Genomic DNA, 18307 nt, shown 5'->3' on the forward strand with positions numbered 1-18307 from the left:
GCCGTCATGTCGTATCAGATCAGCCGGCGGACCGTGATGGTGGGCGGCCTGGCCGCGGCCGGCGCCGTCGCGGGCCTGAGCTCCTCCGCCCGCGCCGAGCGCTCGCAGGCGCCGGTCCCGACGTTGAATCCGCTGATCGAGCAGCGGGCCGACCCGTTCATCACCCATCCGGTGCGCGGCATGTACTACTTCACCGGGTCGGTGCCGGAGTACGACCGGATCGTGGTGCGCGGCGCAGCGACGATCGAGGGGCTGTCGACGGCCACGGAGACCGTGATCTGGCGACGGCCCGCGACCGGGCAGATGGCCGGGCACATCTGGGCGCCGGAGCTGCACCGCATCGACGGCCGCTGGTACATCTACTTCGCCGCCGGCGACTCCGACGACGTGTTCCGCGTCAGGATGTACGTGCTGGAGTCCGCGCTCGCCGACCCGCGGGACCCGTCCGGCTGGACGCTGCGCGGGAAGATCGAGACCGAGTGGGACGGCTTCTCGCTGGACGCCACCACGTTCGAGCACCGCCGCAAGCGGTACCTGGTGTGGGCGCAGAGCGAGCCGGAGATCGCGGTCAACACCAGCCTGTACATCGCCGAGATGGCCTCGCCGTTCGCCCTCGCCACGAAGCCCACCCGCATCGCCACCCCGACCCGCAGCTGGGAGATCCAGGGGTTCCGGGTCAACGAGGGCCCCGCGGTGATCGTGCGCAACGGGCGGGTCTTCGTGACGTTCTCCGCCAGCGCCACCGATTCCCGCTACTGCATGGGCCTGCTCACCGCGGGCGCGGACGCGGACCTGCTGGACCGCGCGTCGTGGACGAAGACCCCCGACCCGGTGTTCGTGTCGGACGAGCAGACGAAACAGTGGGGTCCCGGCCACAACTGCTTCACCGTCGCCGAGGACGGCGTCACCGACCTGCTGGTCTACCACGCCCGCGACTACCGCAACATCGTCGGCGACCCGCTGTACGACCCGAACCGGCACACGCGGGTGCAGCAGCTGTACTGGCACCGCGACGGTACCCCGCTGTTCGGCGTGCCGGTCGGCAAGGGCGGGCCGATCGTGCGGCTCTCCCCCGCCGACGCGCCGCACGGGTTCGTCCGCCACGCCGCGTTCCTGCTGCGCGTCGACGCCGACGTGCGGGAGCTGGCGGACAGCCAGTTCCGGTTCGTGGCCGGCGCCGACGGCACGGAGGTGCTGCGGTCGGTGAACTTCCCGGACCGGTCCGTGACAGTCGCGGGCGCCGCGGTCCGCATCGAGCTGGGGCCGGGCACCGCCTTCCACCGCCGGTCCCGGGGCAAGGGCGTGACGCTGGAGGTCGCCGCCGCACCCGGGACGTTCCTGCGCCACGAGCGCGGCATCGTCACGGTGGGCCGGGAGACGACCTTCCTGCTCGGCTGAGTGGGGTGCCCCGGGTATGGGGCACCCCACTCACTCGCCGATGGCCAGGGCCTCGACGAGCGCATCCACTTCGAGGTGGCGCAGGGCGTCGGTGTACGCCGACGGCGGCGCGCCGTGCTGCAGGCCGAGCGTGATCGCGGTGGCCAGGGCGTCGGCCAGGCCGGCCAGCTCCGATCCGTGCACGCCGGCCCGCAGGTCGACCCGGCGCAGCCCGCCGTCGGGACCGTGGCCGGTGCTCATCGCGCCGGGCACGCCGTCGATCATGAACTCCACGGTGCATCCGGTGGCGCGGCGGTCCCGCGGCCCCGGCACTGCTGTGGTCCCCGTCATTCGATCCACCCGTCCGGTCAGGCCGGCACCCCGACGGCCGGCAACGACACCGAACCGTAGGCCATCCGGCACCTCGGCGACGGCACCGACACGAACGTCATGGGATGTATCGAACCTCGGGGAAAGCGCGGGACGGGCCCTCGAGGAGACGCTGCCGGCGGTGGCGCAGGTGCAGGTCGAAGAAGGCCAGCGGATACGCCTGCTGGATACGCACCCCTCGGGCCTGCTCGAGGGGGCCGATCCATTCCAGCAGCTCCTCGTCGCTCATCCCGACCGCGGCCGCCAGCTGCCGCACGATCACCTGGTAGTCGCAGTAGGAACGGTGACCCGCGCCGTCGGCCTGGATGTTGAGCCTCCACCCGGTCAGGTGCGACCATGCCTGGGCGACCGGCTCGGTCTCCCGGGTGTATTCGGCGGTCATCATCATGAAGGGCCGGTCGAGGTCGGTCTCGATGAGCGGCTCCATCGGGCCGTCGATGCCCAGCCCGGCGTGCACCCGCCGATCCTCCAGCATGGTCCAGGCGGTGGCCGTCGCCCCCTTCGACCAGCCGAACATGCCGATGCGGTGGGGGTCCGGGGCGCCGCGCAGCCCGGCCGGAAGCGGCCGGTGCCCGGCGTCGGGGTTCCGGCCGGCGGCGAGGTCCTCGATGCAGTCCAGGACGAACGGGATGTCGGCGGCGAAGTCCCGGGCGCCGAGGAAGAAGTCTCCGTCCCGGAGCGGTTCGAGGAGCCGGCCGTCCGGGAACACCGTGAACGCGTCGTAGGTGTGATCCACGGTGACCACCACGTACCCGTGGCTGGCCAGTTCCTGCACCACGATCGTGTACTCGGCGCGGTGGCCGTGCGCGCCGTGCGAGAACACCACGACCGGCAGCCGCTCGCCCGCCCGCCGCACCGGCGCACCCACGTGCCCGTCCGTGAACGCCGTCGACACCGCATCGGGCGGGAACCCGTTCTCCGCCAGCAGGGCGCGCACGGCCGCGTCGGCCAGCCAGGGCGCCCGCGGGAACCGGGCCACGTCGCGGGCCGGGTACCAGACGCTGACCATCAGCTCACGGTGGTGGCCCGAACCGGCGACGGGGTCGGGCCGGGAGCGGTCGACGAGGTGCAGCGCGACCGTGCCGACGGGGAAGGGCCCGGTCGGCGCGGGCAGGACGAGCCTCGGGGCGGCGGCCGCCCCTGCCCGGCCTGGAAGGCCGAACGGCACGGTGAGGCCGGCGGCGAGCGCGGCCGTGATGACGCCACGGCGGGACAGGTGTGCCCGGCCGATCGACGGGGTGCTGGTCATGGGGCCTCCTCTGGTTTCGGGCAGCACAGGGCCGCCGGTCACCGTCGGGGTGCCGGCCGCCGTGCGCAGGGATGGTCTGGTGCTACTGCCCGTTCGTCGTCTCGACGCGGGCGATGAGCAGCTTGAGTCGCGCGATCTCCTGGGCGAGCGCGGTGTTGCCGGCCGCGGTCAGGCTGATCCAGGTCCGGCCGCGCTTGCCGGCGTAGCCCTTCTCGACCTCGACCAGGCCCGCGGTCTCCAGCACGCCGAGGTGCTGGGAGAGATTGCCGGCGGTCAGCTCCAGCTGGGTGCGCAGGAACCCGAACTCCACCCGTCGGGCCTCGTGCGCGATGGTGAGGATGCCGAGCCGGACCCGCTGGTGCACGACGTCGTCGAGCCCGGTGACCGGGTGCGGGGATTCGGGCTCCTCCGGCGGCGGGATGTCGGCGCCGGTCACCGGGGTCCCCGCAGGCGTTGTGCCAGCGCGAATCCCGCGCTGCCCAGCAGCAGCACGCTGCCGCCGATGACCAGCATCGGCACGAACTGCCACTGGCTCATCATCGTCCAGCCGAAGTCGATCGGCACCAGCACCACCGCAAGGTACACGAGGGTGAACAGCAGCAGTGCGACGTGCCGCTCCAGCCAGGCCAGCACCAGCAGGGCCAGCCCGATCCCGCCGGCCGGGGCGAGCAGCCGGAACATGAACTGGGCGAAGGCGGACGGGCGCAGCAGGGCCTGCTCGTCCGGGACGATCCACTTCCCCGCGCCGGCCATGACGGCCGCGAACAGCAGCAGCGCGATCACGGCACCGGTGAGCGCGTACGGCAGCACCCGGGCGTCCACTCCCCGAGCCCGGGCCACCCGCAGGTAGCCGGCCGCGATCACCACGTACGCCAGCACGAGGGCCCCCAGCCAGTAGAACTCGGCCGGGAACCACACCTTGCAGATCTCGCCGCCCTCGACGGGCCGGCAGTCACTGACCTGTCCCTGAAGGAGCAGGTAGAACGGGATCGCCCCGAACGTCACCACCCCCAGCACCAGCAGCGGCAACCACGTCACCCGCTGGGCAAAACGGACCCGGCGCGCAAGGTTGCGCGCGTCGGCGAGGAGCCGGCGTGGGTCACCGCCGGCAGGAACCGAATCGGAAGTCATGCCAACAGGTTTCCATAACAAACCAATTGGCGCCAGTGCTTCAGCGGGCGGGCTGGAAAAGTTCGACGACGTTGCCGGACGGGTCCTCCAGCAGGATCTGCCGGCCGCCGGGGCCACTGACGATCTCGTTGCGGAACGTGAGGCCGGCCGCGCGCAGGCGGGTCACCTCGGTCGCGATGTCGTCGACAATGAGGTGGATCCGGTTCCACCCGCCGGGCACCGGCGTGGCGCCGTCCGGCATCGGGCGGCCCGCGGAGCTGGCCGGCCCGCTCAGCAGGAGGCGCAGGCCGCCGCGCACGACGTCGGCGAACGCCGGGGCCGCGCTGGTCCTGAGGGTGAACCCGAGGTGCGTGGTGTAGAACTCGACGGCGGCGTCGACGTCGTCGACCATGTACCGGACATTGACCATAGCTTCGAGGTCGGTCATCGCTCGCTCCTTGTGGTGGTGGTGTCGATGGCGTGCATCAGGAAGGTGATGCGCGTCCTGAGCTCCTCCGCGGCCCGCACGAACGGCGCGTAGCCGGGCTCCGCCGCCGGGTCGGGCATGCTCCAGTGCGCCACCGCGGGAGCGCCCGGAAACTGCGGGCACACCTCCCGGACGCGGTCGCAGAGGCTGATCACGTGGTCGAACCGCTGGCCGGCGAACACGTCGAGGTGCTTGGGGTGGCGGCCGCCGATGTCGATGCCGCCGGCCCGCATCGCGCGCACGGCGTTGGGGTGCACGGGTTTGGGGTGGCTGCCGGCGCTGGCGGCCACGACCCGGGCGCCGCCCTGCCGCTCCAGGAGCGCCTCGGCCATCTGGGATCGGGAGCTGTTGCCCGTGCACAGGAACAGCACCCGGACCGGTCGGCGCCGGCCCGGCGCCGCTGCCGGCGGGTGCGGCGCCGCCGGGACCAGCTGGAGACCCGGGTGCAGCGCGGTGCCGGCGCCGGCGAGCTGATCGCGGTATGCGGCGAGATCGAGGCTGTAATAGGTGTCGCGCCGGTCCGCGGAGCTGCGGCGCATGGTGACGAGGCCACCCTCGCGCAACTGGCCGAGATGGTAGGACGTCAGGCTCTGCCGCTGGCCGGTCAGCTCCACCAGCTCGTAGACCTGCCGGTCGCTGCGTGCCAGCTCACGCAGCAGCTGCCAGCGCACGGGGTGCCCGGCCAGGCGCAGCACGGCGGGCGGTGATTCCATGTCCCGAGTTTACATCAAATTCATTTGATCGATTATTGTGGCAGCGGTCCACCTGCAAGGGCGATGACGACACCGACGGCGCCGGCGCCGAGCAGGGTCGGCACGACGCCGCGGCGCAGCGGCAGCAGCAGGACCGCGGCGCAGGCGAGGACGGCGTACTGCCACGGCTGCTTCAGCGCGGCGGCGAGGAGGATCGCGGAGCCGAGGATGGCGCCGATCGCGGCGGGGCCGGCGCCGTCGAGGAAGGCCCGGACCCGCTCGTCGGCGCGGAGGCGGTCGAAGCGGTGCGCACCGAGCAGGATGAACGCGAACGACGGGCTGAACGCGACGACCGAGGCGAGCAGGCCGCCGCCGACGCCCGCGGCGGCGTAGCCGACCACCGCGATCGTCTGCACCACCGGCCCGGGGGTGATCTGCCCCAGCGCCACGGCGTTGAGGAACTGCGTGTCGCTCATCCAGTGGTAGTGCTCGACCGCGTCGGCCCGCATCAACGGGATGATCACGAAGCCGCCGCCGTATGACAGCGCTCCCACCTTCAGCGCGAGCCAGGCGACCGACAGCAGCACGCCGCCGCCGAGCCCCGCTCCGGCCAGCAGCGGCACCTGGAGGACCCGGCCGGGCCGGGCCACCCGTTGTGCGATCGTCTCGGCCACGCCGCACGCGAGCAGGACGAGGACGAGCCACGGGCCGAGGGTCGCCGCGGCCAGGATGCCGGCGACGAAGTACACCGCCCAGCGCACCCGGCCGCCGGCCTGCGACACGCGCCGCCAGCTCGCGGGCACCAGGCTGGAGCCCGCCTGCACGGCCACTGCCGCGACGGCGGCGCCCGCGCCCGCTCCGGCGCCGCGCACCCACAGCGGCGGGGTGCCGGCGAGGAACACCACCGCGAGGGCGAGGATGAGGATCAGTCCCGGCACGATGAACGCGGCGCCGCCGACGAGCGCGCCGATCCGGCCGCGGACCCGCCAGGCGCAGAAGATCGCCAGCTGGGTGGAGGCCGGGCCGGGCAGCAGGTTGCAGGCCGCGACGGCGTCCTCGAACTCGGTGTCGTCGAACCATTTCCGGCGCTCGACGCAGAGCTGGCGGAGCAGGGCGATGTGCGCCGGCGGCCCGCCGAAGCCGACGCAACCGATGCGTCCCCATTCCTTGAGCACCGTAAGCAGTCCCACCGGTTCCACGCCGCGGAGACTACACCAATCCATCTTGATGCGTTTGCCGACGGGCCGACCGCCCGGCGCTGCTGTTCGCGGCCGGGCCTGCGGCGCGTCTGGACCCGTCAGCAGGAGCGCGGGGTGAGGGGCGGCAGCCATTCCAGCAGCGCGGCGATGGTCTCGGCGGCGTACGGGGCGGCGTCCGGCACGACCGGCCGGAGCAGGCCGAACACCTCCATCGACACGAGCCCGTGCAGGCGGACGTACGTGTCGAGCCAGACGGCGAGGACCTCCACCGGCAGGTGTGCGTCGTGCCGCGCGGACCACGCCGACAGCTGCGCGGCGGTCTGCGGCGACACGGCGGCGGCGCGGCGGCGCAGGGCGGCCGGGTCGAACCGGCCCTCGGCGTGGGCGCGGGCGAGCAGGCCGAGGCCGAACCGGCCGATGCGGGTGCCGGGCCGGACGGTCCGCTCGGGCGGGGCGACGTAGCCGGGGACGGGGGAGCCGTAGGCGAGGCCGAACTCGGCCGGATGGGCGAGCGCCCAGGCCCGGTACGCGTGCAGGGCGCCGCGCAGCGCGTCGGCGACGTCGTCGTCCGCGCCGCCCCGCTCGACCGCGTCGGCGTGGGCGTCGAACGCCGCGACGATGAGGTCGGTGAGCAGCTCGTCGCGGCTCGGGAAGTAGCGGTAGAGCGCGGACACTGCGATGCCGACGTCGCGGGCCACGGCGCGCAGGGACAGCGCGGCGGCCCCGGAGCGGCGCAGCCCGTCGACCACGTTCAACCTGCGATGACCGCGGCCCTGCTCGCCCACGGCGGGCACGTCGCACCGCACGGCGGCACCGAGACCTTCGCCGGGGTCGTGCTGCTGCTCGCGGGCGCCGCCACGGCACTGTGGTGGGCCCGCCGGCGCAACGGGTGAACCCGCGGTGCCAGTCGATTCCGCCGCTGACGTGAGAGCGGGGCGCGGGCGGCACCGGCGTCCGGGTTGACCGGAGCCGCTGCCGCCCGCCTGGAACGCCTGGGTCAGCAGGCGTCGTACTTGTAGGTGCCGCTGCCCGGTGCCGTCACGTTGACGTCGCGCAGCACGATCGAAAGTGCCGAGCCATGGCTGCGGCACGCCTTCGTGAAGGCGCTCTTGGTGTACTCGATGGCGATGACGTTGTTGCCGTAGACGGCGGTGTAGTCGCCGCACTCGCTGTAGCGGCCGCATTCCTCGGCGACGGCGAAGTCCAGGCCGGCCGCCTTGCCTGCGGTGCCCAGGTCGGTGGTGTTCTTCTGGGCGATCGCCAGGCCCTTGTCGTGCGCATGCTTGGCGATCAGCTTCAGCAACGCGATCGCGTTGGCCTTGGTGAGCAGGCCGTCGGAGCGGTCGTAGGAGTCGATGTTGTCCGGCTCGACGGCCTTGAAGCCCTTGGTCGCGCAGCCGTCGATCCAGCCGTTGACGATCGCCGCCACGGCGGTGCGCTTGGCCGCGGTGGAGACGTCGATGAGGTTCTCGCCCCAGTCGCCGTCGATGACGTACTCGCCGTCGCCGTCGCGCAGCAGCAGGTCGTCGTGGTTCGCCTGCCACCACGCGATCTCGTCGGGCTGGGTCTGGAACACGTTGACGTAGCAGATGTTGTAGAGACCGGCCGCCGGTGCGACCGTCCGGTCGCGGCTGACGACCTGGACGCCGGCCGGCGGCGTGTAGGGGGCGCCGATCTGGTAGTCGAACTTGGCGTTGACCGGCGGCAGTGTGTAGGTGGCGGCATCGGCGGTACCGCTACCGAATCCGAGGCCGACGGCGGCGGTCGCCGCCAGGACGAGGACGCCGACACGGCGCAGTGCGGTTCTCACAGGAAGACTCCGAGGGGATCGGGATCTGCCCCGCCTCGGGCGCTGCAGCACCCTGGCGACCTGTGTGCCGGACTCGGGAGGGGTTCCGCTACCGGCTGGGCTCGATCGCGTCGTGCGAGCGATTCAACTGCACGAAACGACACCTGTCAATAGCTGTTTCCGCCCGAAAATGAGCTGTATGAGCGTGATCGACCAGCTGCTAGTGTCCATACGGACATTGAGCGAGGAGTGACGATGCGGCTCGACGTGCTCGTGGTCGGCGACGCCAACCCCGATCTGGTGCTGCGCGGTGACGTGCGCCCGCGGTTCGGCCAGGAGGAGCAGCTGCTCGACGCGGCCGACCTGGTGCTGGGTGGTTCGGCCGCGATCACCGCGGCCGGCTGCGCCCGCCTCGGGCTGCGCACGGGGCTGCTCGCGGCCGTCGGCGACGACGTCTTCGGCGCGTTCGTCCGGGAGCGGCTCGCCGAACGCGGGGTGGAGCTGCTGGTGCCGCACAAAGCGGAGGCGACACCGACCGGGCTGAGCGTGATCCTGTCCGCCCCCGGCGACCGGGCGATCCTGACCCTGCCGGGCACCATCCCGGCCCTCGCCCCCGCCGACGTCACGGACGAGCTGCTCGCCTCGGCCCGGCATGTCCACGTGGCATCGCTGTTCCTGCAGCCACGGCTGCACGAGGGCCTCGCCGCCGTGTTCGCCCGGGCCCGGCACCGCGAAGTCACCACGTCCCTGGACACCAACTGGGACCCGACGGGCCGGTGGTCGGCGCTGACGGAGATCCTCGCGGTGACCGACGTGTTCCTGCCCAACGCGGCGGAGCTGCTCGCGGTGACCGGCGGCGACCCCGCCGACGCCGACGGGCCGGACAGGGCAGCGGCCATCGAGGGCGCCGCGGCCCGGCTGGTGGCCGGCGGCACCACCGTGGTGCTCAAGGACGGCGCCCGCGGTGGCCGCGCCTGGTGGCCGGGCGGGAGTCCTCCGCGCCGGGGCTGCCGGTCGACGTGGTGGACACCACCGGCGCCGGCGACAGCTTCAACGCCGGGTTCCTGGCCGCCCGCCTGGCCGGCCGGGACATCCCGGAGGCGGTGGCCTGGGCCGCACGGGCGGGCTCGCTGAGCACCCGGGCCGCGGGTGGCACCGCGGCCCAGGCGACGATCGACGAGGTCACCCCTTCAATCCGCTGAAGGTCATCGTGGCGATGAACCGTCGCTGCGCGAACAGGAACGCCAGGATCAGCGGCAGGGTCGCCACGACGTTGCCGGCCATCAGCTGCGACCACTCGGTGCGCCGCATACCCTGGAAGCTGGCAAGCCCGACCTGCAGGGTGAAGCGGTGGTCGTCGCTGATCGCGACCAGCGGCCACAGCAGGTCGTTCCAGCTCGACAGCAGGGTGAAGACCGCGAGGGTGGCCAGCGCCGGCCGGGCCAGCGGCAGCACGATGCTGACGAAGGTGCGCCACACCCCGCACCCGTCGATGCGGGCCGCCTCCTCCAGTTCGATCGGCAGGTTCAGGAAAAACTGCCGCATCAGGAAGATGCCGAACGCCGACGCGAGCCACGGCACGAACGCCGCCGCGAGGGTGTCGACGATGCCGAGCCGCGCGAACATGAGGTATGTCGGGATCATCAGCAGCTGGATCGGGATCATCACCGTCGCGATGATCGCCACGAACGCGACGCCCCGCCCGGCGAAGCGCATCCGGGCGAAGCCGTAGCCCGCCGCCGAGCACAGCACCAGGTGCGACACCACGGACACGGCGGAGACCAACACCGTGTTGCCGAACCACAGCAGGATGTGTGACTGCGCGAACAGCTGCCGGTAGCCGTCCAGGTGCAGGCCGCTGGGCAGGAACCGGGGCGGGAAGCGGTTGATCTCCCCGTCGGTCATGAACGACGTGAGCACCATCTGCACGAGCGGCAGCACGAACAGCAGCGACAGCGGCATGAGCAGCAGGTGCCACGGGCTGAAGGGCAGCCGCAGCCAGCGTTTGCCTCGCATCAGAACGCCTCCTCGCCGCTGCGCCGGCTGCGCCAGATCACCAGGGCGGTGAGCAGCAGCGTCACCGCGAACAGCAGATAGGCCACGGCCGCGCCGTAGCCGAGCCGCCGGGTCTGGAACGCCAGCTCGTAGATGTAGTAGACGACCGTCTGGGTGCTGTTCATCGGCCCGCCGCGGGTCGTGGTGTAGATCAGGTCGAACAGCTGCAGCGCGGTGATGCTCTGCCAGACCGTGGTGAACAGCGTGACCGGGCGCAGCTGCGGCAGCGTGACGCTGAGGAAGATCCGCCATCGGCCGGCGCCGTCCATCGTCGCCGCCTCGACGAGCTCCCGCGGCACGTCCTGCAGCGCCGCGAGGTACACCACCGTGGTGAAGCCGACCTCGCCCCACAGCGCGATGACGCAGATGACCAGCAGGGCCTGCCGCGGGTTCTCCAGGAACTGCTGGGTGGGCAGGCCGAGCCGGCGCAGCGCCTCGTTCGCCGCGCCGAACTGCGGGTTGAACACGTAGCCGGCGAGGATGCCGGTGGCCGCCGCGGACGCGACGTAGGGCACGAAGATGCAGGTGCGATAGAACCCGATGAGCCGGATCCGCTGGTTCAGCGCGGTCGCGATGAGCAGGCCGAGCATGATCGACGCGGGCACGAACAGCACGGTCAGCACCAGCGTGTGCTGGGCCGCCGCGGCCAGGTCCGGGTCCTGCGCGAGCCGTTCGTAGTTGCGCCAGCCGATGTCCTGCGGTTCGGCGATGCCGTTCCACTTGGTGCGGGAGATGAAGAACGCCCAGACGGCCGGGAACAGCGACAGCCCGACGACGATGACCGTCGCCGGTCCGGCGAACGCCCAGCCTGTGAGCGTCCGCCGGATCGCCGGTCGCCGGGCCGGCCGCTTCGCCTTCTGTGCGCCGGCGCGAGCGGGGACCGCGAACGTGAATGTCACGAGTCCTCCAACACCCCGACCGACTTCTTGGCCGCGTCGTCGAGGGCCTCCTTCGGCTTGGCCGCGCCCTGCAGCACCTTGGCGATGGCGTCGCCGACGTTGCGGGACATCTCCTCGTAGCCGGCGAGGGTCGGGCGGGCCTGCTTGGCGTTGGCCAGGTTGTCGAAGAACTTCTGGCCGCCGGGGTACTCCTTGACGTAGGAGGCGAACTCGGGGGTGCCCTGCTCGCTGGAGCGCAGCGGGAGGTTACCGATCGCGAGGTTCCACTTCGCGTCGGTCTCCTTGCTGGTCAACCACTTGATGAAGTCGCGGGAGGCGCCGGCCCGGTTGGCGTCGGCGTGGTCGAACAGCACCCACAGGTCGGGACCGGACACGGTCTGGTGGTCGCCGTTGTGACCGGGCAGCTGCGTGACGCCGTACTCGAGCCCGGCCTCCTTGAGGTCCAGCAGCGTCCACGGGCCGGACATGATCATGCCGATGTGGCCGTCGGCGAACAGCGGCACGTACTTCTCGTCGGTCTGGTCGAGGTACATCGACTTGTCGTCGACCGCCATCGCCCGCAGCAGCTCCAGCGCGGCGACCCCGGCGTCGGAGTTGAACGCCGGCTTCTTGCCCTCAAGGATCTTCCCGCCCCGCTGCCACAGCATCGGCCACAGGTGCCAGGTGGTGTCCTCGCTGCCCGACACCGAGTAGGCCGAGCCGTACTGGTTCTGCGCCGTGTTCGTGAGCTTCTTCGCCGCGGCCCGGTAGTCGTCCCACGACCACTGGTCGGTGGGGTACGGGATCTTCGCGTCGTCGAAGAGCTTCGGGTTGTAGATGAGCGCGAGGTTGTCCACCAGCGCCGGGACGCCGATGACCTTGCCGTCGTAGGTGGCCGTGCTCCGGGCCGCCTCGGGGATCTCCTGCCACCCGAAGGACGGGTCGGCGACGTACTTGGCGAGGTTCTGGGTCTTCCCGCTGGTCGCGAGCTCCCCGGCCCAGCTGCCGTAGGCGTAGGAGATGTCGGGGTAGCTGCCGCCGGTGAACCCGGCCGACAGCTTGGTGAGCAGGTCGTCGGTGGTCGACGCGCCGGTCGAGGTCTTGATCGTGACGTTCGGGTGTGCCTTGGTGTATTCGGCCGCGAGCTGCTCGGCCGTGGCCTCCGCCTCGGTGGTCTGCCCGGTCCACCAGGTGATGGTCACCTGGGCGGCCGGGTCGTAGCCGTCGGCTGCGTCCTTGGTGTCGTCGGCCTTGGAGCCGCCGCTGCTGCACGCGCCGAGCAGCAGGGCGACGCCGGCGGCGCCGGCCAGCAGCCTGGTCCGTCGGATGGCTCGGGTGTGGACTGTCATCGCTGCACCTCTTCAGTGGGGGTTGCCGAGGGCTGTCGGTGCCGGGCGGGGGGCACTGGGGTGGGACGAGGGTTCAGGCGAGCACGACCGACCTGGTGAGCAGGCGGGGATGGTCGGGGTCGAGGCCGCGGTGCGCGGCCAGCGCGACCGCGAAGCGCTGGGCCAGGACGAGCTGGGCGAGCGGGTCCCGGTCGTCGCGGTACGGCGTGGCGCCGGCACCGCGCACGGCGTCGTCGAGCCCGCCGGGCACCGCCCCGAACGACCAGACGAGGCTGCGCGGCCCGGCGACGGCGACCGGGCCGTGCCGGTAGTCCATCGCGGGGTAGGACTCCGACCACGCCTGGGCCGCCTCGCGCACCTTGAGCGCCGCCTCGTGGGCCAGCCCGACGGTCCAGCCGGTGCCGAGGAACACGAGGTGGCCACCGCCGCCGGGTCCGCCGGCAGCGGCGCGGCGAGGGCGGCCTCGCCGTCGCCGACGAGGTGGCGCAGGTCCTCGCCGAACGCCGCCCGCGCCATGGCGAGCACGGTCGTCGGGAAGCGGGTCTGCACGACGCTGCGCTCGTCGGCGAAGCCGAGCAGGACGCGGGTGTCGGTGAGGTCGTCGACCGGCTCGCCGTCCACGGCCGTCACCGCCACCCGGTGCACCCCGGCGGGCAGCCGGCGCAGCGCGTCGAGCACCTCCGTCGACGTGCCGGACCGGGTGATCGCGACGACCCGGTCGTACCGGCGGCGCGGCACGAACTCCGACGCGCACACGGCGTCGGTCTCGCCGAGGCCGGCTGCCTCGCGCAGCTCGGCCAGGCTCTGCGCCACGAACCAGGAGGTGCCGCAGCCCAGCACGAGCGTCCGCTCGCCCGGCGCGGCGAGGGCGGCGCGGGCCTCACCGGCCAGCGTGAGCCCTTGCCGCCACACGTCCGGCTGACTGGCGATTTCCAGTGCAGTGTCGTTCATGCACGGAAACTATGCTCGTTTATGTTTGTGCCACAAGGCCATCTGCACAAGTGAACATTCTGCATTGCACGTTTCGGCCTAGAAGGCGATCCGCCCGCGCAGCGCCGGGGGCAGCAGGTCACCGTGCGCCGCGGTCAGGTCGTCGCACAGGGCCCAGATCTGCTCGACGGTCAAGGTGGCGGCGGTGTTCGGGTCGACCATCGCCGCCTGCCGGACCAGCCGCGGGTCGCCGTCGAGCATGGCCCGCACGGTCAGCTCGCCGACGCTGACGAACCCGCGGTTGACCGCCGCGCACTGCGGCGGCAGCGCGCCGACCCGCTCCGGGCGCACGCCGAGGCGGTCCACGACGCACGGCACCTCGACCGCGAAGTCCTCCGGCAGGTTGCTGATCAGCCCGCGGTTGGCGACGTTGGCGTGGATGCGGCGCAGGGTGCCGGTCTCCATGCTGTGGATCACCTGCGGCGCGTACTCGGTCGCGTCGCGGTGCAGGTCCAGCGGCTCGCCGGCGAGGACCGCGGCGCGCGTGGCGGTGTAGTCGGCGAGGTTCGCCTCGCTGATGCGCACGTACTCCCCGACCGGGATGCGCAGCCGCTCCACCTCGCTGTCGTGGTGCAGGTACCACGGCACGTACTCGGCGGAGTGCTCACTGGTCTCGGTCGGGAAGTGGCCGAGCCGCCGGTACATGTCCATCCGCACCCGGCGGCGCAGCTGCGGGTCCTCGGCGATGCGCGCGTCCAGCCGCGGGTACAGGTCCTCGCCGCGGTGCTCCCAGCGCAGCAGCCACGCCTGATGGTTGACGCCCGCCGCGCGGTAGTCGACCTCGTCGAGCGGCACGCCGATCAGGGCGCACAGGTCGTGCACGGTCCAGAAGACGGAGTGGCACAGGCCGACCACGTTGAGGTCGGGGGCGATCGCGGCCAGGTAGGCGACGTTCATCGCCATCGGGTTGGTGTAGTTGAGCAGCCACGCGTGCGGGCACACCGCGCGCATGTCGGCGGCGATGCCGGCCAGCACCGGGAAGGTCCGCAGCGCGCGGAAGATCCCGCCGACGCCGACCGTGTCGCCGATCGTCTGCCGCAGCCCGTATCCGGCCGGTACCTCGAAGTCGCGCACCGTCGCGGCGTGCATGCCCACCTGGATGGCGTTGATGACGTACGTGGCGCCGTCCAGCGCGGCCCGCCGGTCGAGGCTGGTGACGATCTTCGGCGCGACGCCGAGCTGCTCGGCGGTGCGGCGGGCGATCGCCTCGGCGGTCTCCAGCCGCTCCGCGTCGATGTCGTGCAGGGCGAGCGTCACCTCGCGCAACTCGTCGAACGCGAGCAGGTCGGCGAGCAGTTCACGGGTGAACACCACACTGCCCGCGCCGAGGAACGTGATCACAGTCATGGTTCGGATTGTCCGCAGGCGATACAGAAGCGCGCAAGGTTCTTTGACCTTCCGGACGGAAACGACCTATCCTGACTGCGCGTTTGATCATTGTTGGAATCGGAGCCTCCATGCCGCAGAGTTCCCTGCGCCGGGCCGACCGCGTGTCGGCCATCCTTGAACGCGTGTCGGGCCTCGGCTCCGTCGACGCCGGCGAGCTCGCCGAGGAGTTCGGCGTCTCGGCCGCCACCATCCGCCGCGACCTGCAGGTGCTGGAGGACCAGAAGCTGCTGTCGCGCACCCACGGCGGCGCCGTCGCCGTCGACATGGCCTACGAGCTGCCGGTGCGCTACCGGGTCGGGCAGCACCGCGAGGAAAAGGCGCTCATCGCCCAGCGGGCCGCCGCCCTCCTCCCCCGAGGCCCCCTGACGCTCGGCCTGACCGGCGGCACGACCACGCACATCCTGGCCCGCCTGCTCGCCGAGCGGGTCGACCTCACGGTCGTGACCAACGCGCTCAACATCGCCTCCGAGCTGGCCCTGCGGCCCCGGCTCAAGCTCATCATGACCGGCGGCGTGTCCCGCACCCAGTCCTACGAGCTGGTCGGCCCGATCGCCGACCAGGCACTGTCCGGCCTCAACATGGAGGTCGCCGTGGTCGGCGTCGACGGCATCAGCGCCCGCGGCGGCCTGACCACCCACGACGAGATCGAGGCCCACACCAACGCGGCGATGATCCGCCGCGCCGACCGGGTCGTGGTCGTCGCCGACGGCTCCAAGGTCGGCCGCAACTGCCTGGCCCGCATCTGCGCCATCACCGACGTGGCCGTCCTGGTGACCGACGCCGGCGCCGACCACGACCACGTGGAGGCGATCCGCCGCGCCGGCACCGAGGTCGTCGTCGCCGGATGAGCCCGCCTCAGTCGCCGGCGCGCGCCTCGAGGTAGCGCCGCTCCGGCAGGCTCAGGGTCCGCTCGGCGGCGCGGCGGTAGTCGTCGCGTGCCGCCGCCGCGTCCCCGGCAAGCTCGTGCAGGTGCGCGCGGACGGCGAACAGCCGGTGGTGCCCGCCCAGCGCCGGCGCGACGGCGGCGACCAGCTCCAGCCCGGCGCGCGGGCCGTGCACCATCGCGACGGCGACGCTGCGGCTCAGCGCCACCATCGGCCCCGGCGTCAGGTGCTGCAGCAGGTCGTAGAGGCCGAGGATCTGCGGCCAGTCGGTGTCCTGCGGCCGCCCGGCCTCGTCGTGCACGGCGGCGATCGCGGCCTGCACCTGGAACGGCCCGACCGGCGCGGTGGCCAGCACGTCGGCGACGAGCGCGGTGCCCTCCGCGATCAGGCTCCGGTCCCAGCGCGTGCGGTCCTGCTCCGTGAGCGGCACGAGCGCGCCGTCGGGGCGGGTGCGCGCCGGGCGGCGCGCGTCGGTGAGCAGCATCAACGCCAGCAGCCCCTTGACCTCACCGTCGCCGGGCAGGAGCCGGGCCAGCTGCCGCGTGAGGCGGATCGCCTCGCCGCTGAGGTCCGGCCGGTGCAGCGCCTCGCCGGAGGTGGCGGTGTACCCCTCGTTGAAGACGAAGTAGAGCACCTGGAGCACCGCCGGCAGGCGCTGCGGCAGCGGGGTCGCCGCGGTGCCGCCGAAGTCGGCGCCGTGCTGCCGCAGCCGCTGCTTGGCACGGCTGATGCGCTGCCCGACCGCGGCGTCCGGCTGCAGCAGCGCGCGGGCGATCTCGGCGGTGGTCAGCCCGGCGACCGCGCGCAGCGTCAGCACCGTCTGCGCGGCCGGCGGCAGGCATGGATGGCAGCACAGCAGCAGCAGGACGAGGGTGTCGTCGCCCGCCGGTACCGGTGGCGCGTCTGACGGCGACAGCGCGGCGGCGGTCTGCTCGCGCCGGCGACGGGCGACGTCAAAGCGGAGCATCTCGACGCGCCGCCGCGACGCGACGGTGATCAGCCACCCGGCCGGGTTGTCCGGCACGCCGTCGACCGGCCACTGCGCGGCCGCCGCGATCAGCGCCTCCTGCACGGCGTCCTCGCAGGTCTCGAAGTCGCCGTGGCGGCGCACGAGCACCCCCAGCACCCGCGGCACGAGCGGCCGCAGCAGGTCGTCCAGGCCGTTCACCGCACCAGGTCGGCGGCGTCGACCGCCGGCCGGACCTCGACCAGCCCGAGCGACGCCTCCGGCACCCGCCCGGCGATCCGCACGGCACGGTCCAGGTCCACGCAGTCGACCAGGATGAACCCGGCGAGATGCTCCTTCACCTCCGCGAACGGGCCGTCGGCGGACTGCCCCTCGGCCGGGAGCCGCCGGCCCTGCGCCGGGTCCGCGAGGGCGTGCGACACGACCAGCTCACCGGAGCGTTCCAGGTCGGCGGTGAGCTCGGCGTAGTACTGGATCCCGGCCTCCTGCTGTTCCCGGGTGAAATCCGACCAGATCTCCCGGGACAGCGGATTGCTGTGGATCAGAATCATGAACTTCATGCAAAAAGTCTGCCCCAGCTTCGACACCCCCGGTGACGTGCCCACGAAGGGTTCGCCGGTACAGATGAGGAGCAGGATTGTGACAGCACTGCGCACGCTGGTGTCGGGGCTCGCCATGGGCGAGTCGCCGCGCTGGCACGACGGCCGCCTGTGGTTCTCCGACATGGGGACGAAGGTGGTGACGGCGGTCGACCTCGACGGCCGCGCCGAGGTGGTCGCCGAGGTGCCGGGCATGCCGATGGGCCTGGGCTGGCTGCCGGACGGCACGATGCTCATCGTGTCCTCGGACGGGCGGCTCCTGCGGCGCGAGCCCGGCGGTTCCCTGGCGACCCAGGCCGACCTGACCGGCCTGTCCCGCTACCCGTGGAGCGACATGGTGGTCGACGGGCGCGGCAACGCGTACATCGGCAACATCGGCTTCGACTTCGGCGCCCGCGACGAACAGCCCGCGGGCGGCGCCCACCCCGGCACCGTCGCCCTGGTCACCCCCGACGGCACCGCCCGCATCGTCGCCGACGACACCGCGTTCCCCAACGGCATCGCCGTCACGCCGGACAACGCCACGCTGATCCTGGCCGAGTCGTACGCCAACCGGCTCACCGCGTTCGACATCGACGCGAGCGGCGCACTGTCCAACCGACGCCTGTGGGCCGACCTCGGCGACGGCGTCCCGGACGGCATCTGGCTCGACCCGCAGCAGGCCGTCTGGTACGCCGACGTGCCCAACCAGCGTTGCGTGCGGGTCCGTGAGGGCGGCGAGGTCCTGCAGACCGTCGAGGCGGACCGCGGATGCTTCGCGTGCGTCCTGGGCGGGCCCGGCGACCGGACGCTGTTCGTCATGGCGGCGCGGTGGCCGGACTGCATGGACGGCGACCTGCGGACCGGTCAGGTCCTCGCGATCGACGTGTAGACGCTTACCTCGGAGGGAATTGGTGTGCCGCA

Annotated in this window: 20 protein-coding genes and 2 pseudogenes; 6 read left to right on the forward strand and 16 right to left on the reverse strand. The window is 72.4% G+C overall.

The features are described 5' to 3' along the window. The first annotated feature begins 6 nt into the window (after window positions 1-6). Window positions 7-1398 carry a family 43 glycosylhydrolase gene (locus tag OHA72_RS53835; protein ID WP_327003865.1) on the forward strand — a complete coding sequence of 464 codons (1392 nt, stop codon included), beginning with the start codon at window positions 7-9 and terminating at the stop codon, window positions 1396-1398. A 30-nt stretch (window positions 1399-1428) separates the two neighbouring features. Here OHA72_RS53835 and OHA72_RS53840 read toward each other — a convergent pair whose 3' ends face one another. The 8 genes from OHA72_RS53840 to OHA72_RS53875 form a co-directional block, all read right to left on the reverse strand. Next, the gene (locus OHA72_RS53840) at window positions 1429-1662 is read right to left on the reverse strand and encodes a hypothetical protein (RefSeq protein ID WP_327003866.1); all 234 of its coding nucleotides are present in this window, start codon (window positions 1660-1662) and stop codon (window positions 1429-1431) included. A gap of 163 nt (window positions 1663-1825) precedes the next feature. After that, window positions 1826-3016 (reverse strand): alpha/beta hydrolase family protein, encoded by a 1191-nt coding sequence (locus OHA72_RS53845; RefSeq protein WP_327003867.1) that lies wholly within the window; start codon window positions 3014-3016, stop codon window positions 1826-1828. 82 nt (window positions 3017-3098) lie between these two features. Then, on the reverse strand, window positions 3099-3452 hold the full coding sequence (locus OHA72_RS53850) for a transcriptional regulator (RefSeq protein ID WP_327003868.1): 354 nt from the start codon (window positions 3450-3452) through the stop codon (window positions 3099-3101). Further along, a complete protein-coding gene (locus OHA72_RS53855) occupies window positions 3449-4147 on the reverse strand; it encodes a hypothetical protein (protein ID WP_327003869.1) in 699 nt (232 codons plus the stop codon). The genes OHA72_RS53850 and OHA72_RS53855 overlap by 4 nt, the downstream gene beginning before the upstream one ends. 40 nt (window positions 4148-4187) lie before the next feature. After that, a complete protein-coding gene (locus OHA72_RS53860; RefSeq protein WP_327003870.1) occupies window positions 4188-4574 on the reverse strand; it encodes a VOC family protein in 387 nt (128 codons plus the stop codon). Continuing rightward, window positions 4571-5326, reverse strand: a complete 756-nt coding sequence (locus tag OHA72_RS53865) for an arsenate reductase/protein-tyrosine-phosphatase family protein (protein WP_327003871.1) — start codon at window positions 5324-5326, stop codon at window positions 4571-4573. Before OHA72_RS53865 ends, OHA72_RS53860 begins: the two co-directional genes overlap by 4 nt. A gap of 32 nt (window positions 5327-5358) precedes the next feature. Then, complete coding sequence (gene chrA / locus OHA72_RS53870; RefSeq protein WP_327003872.1) at window positions 5359-6495, reverse strand: chromate efflux transporter; 1137 nt, start codon at window positions 6493-6495, stop codon at window positions 5359-5361. 107 nt (window positions 6496-6602) lie between these two features. After that, window positions 6603-7253: a TetR/AcrR family transcriptional regulator gene (locus OHA72_RS53875; protein ID WP_327011840.1), complete on the reverse strand. Its 651-nt coding sequence runs from the start codon at window positions 7251-7253 to the stop codon at window positions 6603-6605. Window positions 7254-7265: 12 nt separating this feature from the next. Here OHA72_RS53875 and OHA72_RS53880 point away from each other — a divergent pair, with 12 nt between their 5' ends. Beyond that, window positions 7266-7397, forward strand: a complete 132-nt coding sequence (locus OHA72_RS53880) for a hypothetical protein (protein WP_327003873.1) — start codon at window positions 7266-7268, stop codon at window positions 7395-7397. A 104-nt stretch (window positions 7398-7501) separates the two neighbouring features. On the opposite strand, the gene OHA72_RS53885 is transcribed toward OHA72_RS53880, so the two are convergent. Further along, the gene (locus OHA72_RS53885; RefSeq protein ID WP_327011841.1) at window positions 7502-8278 is read right to left on the reverse strand and encodes an endo alpha-1,4 polygalactosaminidase; all 777 of its coding nucleotides are present in this window, start codon (window positions 8276-8278) and stop codon (window positions 7502-7504) included. A 270-nt stretch (window positions 8279-8548) separates the two neighbouring features. Here OHA72_RS53885 and OHA72_RS53890 point away from each other — a divergent pair. Together OHA72_RS53890 and OHA72_RS53895 are read left to right on the forward strand one after the other, a co-directional pair. Then, window positions 8549-9199: pseudogene (locus OHA72_RS53890) on the forward strand (carbohydrate kinase family protein); the annotation flags it as partial. Window positions 9200-9315: 116 nt separating this feature from the next. After that, window positions 9316-9495 (forward strand): PfkB family carbohydrate kinase, encoded by a 180-nt coding sequence (locus OHA72_RS53895; RefSeq protein WP_327003874.1) that lies wholly within the window; start codon window positions 9316-9318, stop codon window positions 9493-9495. On the opposite strand, the gene OHA72_RS53900 is transcribed toward OHA72_RS53895, so the two are convergent. The 5 genes and pseudogenes from OHA72_RS53900 to OHA72_RS53920 form a co-directional block, all read right to left on the reverse strand. Next, a complete protein-coding gene (locus OHA72_RS53900; RefSeq protein WP_327003875.1) occupies window positions 9476-10309 on the reverse strand; it encodes a carbohydrate ABC transporter permease in 834 nt (277 codons plus the stop codon). The genes OHA72_RS53895 and OHA72_RS53900 overlap by 20 nt on opposite strands. Further along, window positions 10309-11247, reverse strand: coding sequence for a carbohydrate ABC transporter permease (locus OHA72_RS53905; RefSeq protein ID WP_327003876.1), 939 nt, complete (start codon window positions 11245-11247; stop codon window positions 10309-10311). The genes OHA72_RS53900 and OHA72_RS53905 overlap by 1 nt, the downstream gene beginning before the upstream one ends. Beyond that, the gene (locus OHA72_RS53910) at window positions 11244-12575 is read right to left on the reverse strand and encodes an ABC transporter substrate-binding protein (protein ID WP_327003877.1); all 1332 of its coding nucleotides are present in this window, start codon (window positions 12573-12575) and stop codon (window positions 11244-11246) included. The genes OHA72_RS53905 and OHA72_RS53910 overlap by 4 nt, the downstream gene beginning before the upstream one ends. A 73-nt stretch (window positions 12576-12648) precedes the next feature. After that, window positions 12649-13526: pseudogene (locus OHA72_RS53915) on the reverse strand (SIS domain-containing protein). 78 nt (window positions 13527-13604) lie between these two features. Next, window positions 13605-14912, reverse strand: a complete 1308-nt coding sequence (locus OHA72_RS53920) for an alpha-glucosidase/alpha-galactosidase (protein ID WP_327003878.1) — start codon at window positions 14910-14912, stop codon at window positions 13605-13607. A 110-nt stretch (window positions 14913-15022) separates the two neighbouring features. Here OHA72_RS53920 and OHA72_RS53925 point away from each other — a divergent pair, with 110 nt between their 5' ends. Continuing rightward, entirely contained in the window at window positions 15023-15802 is a 780-nt protein-coding gene (locus OHA72_RS53925; protein WP_327003879.1) for a DeoR/GlpR family DNA-binding transcription regulator, read from the forward strand. 7 nt (window positions 15803-15809) lie between these two features. On the opposite strand, the gene OHA72_RS53930 is transcribed toward OHA72_RS53925, so the two are convergent. Both OHA72_RS53930 and OHA72_RS53935 read right to left on the reverse strand, forming a co-directional pair. Further along, entirely contained in the window at window positions 15810-16997 is a 1188-nt protein-coding gene (locus OHA72_RS53930) for an RNA polymerase sigma factor (protein WP_442788785.1), read from the reverse strand. A 5-nt stretch (window positions 16998-17002) separates the two neighbouring features. Beyond that, complete coding sequence (locus OHA72_RS53935; protein ID WP_327003881.1) at window positions 17003-17365, reverse strand: YciI family protein; 363 nt, start codon at window positions 17363-17365, stop codon at window positions 17003-17005. Window positions 17366-17444: 79 nt separating this feature from the next. Here OHA72_RS53935 and OHA72_RS53940 point away from each other — a divergent pair, with 79 nt between their 5' ends. Beyond that, window positions 17445-18275: an SMP-30/gluconolactonase/LRE family protein gene (locus tag OHA72_RS53940; RefSeq protein ID WP_327003882.1), complete on the forward strand. Its 831-nt coding sequence runs from the start codon at window positions 17445-17447 to the stop codon at window positions 18273-18275. The last annotated feature ends 32 nt before the right edge of the window (window positions 18276-18307 follow it).

This window comes from Dactylosporangium sp. NBC_01737 (assembly GCF_035963215.1).
GTDB lineage: Bacteria > Actinomycetota > Actinomycetes > Mycobacteriales > Micromonosporaceae > Dactylosporangium.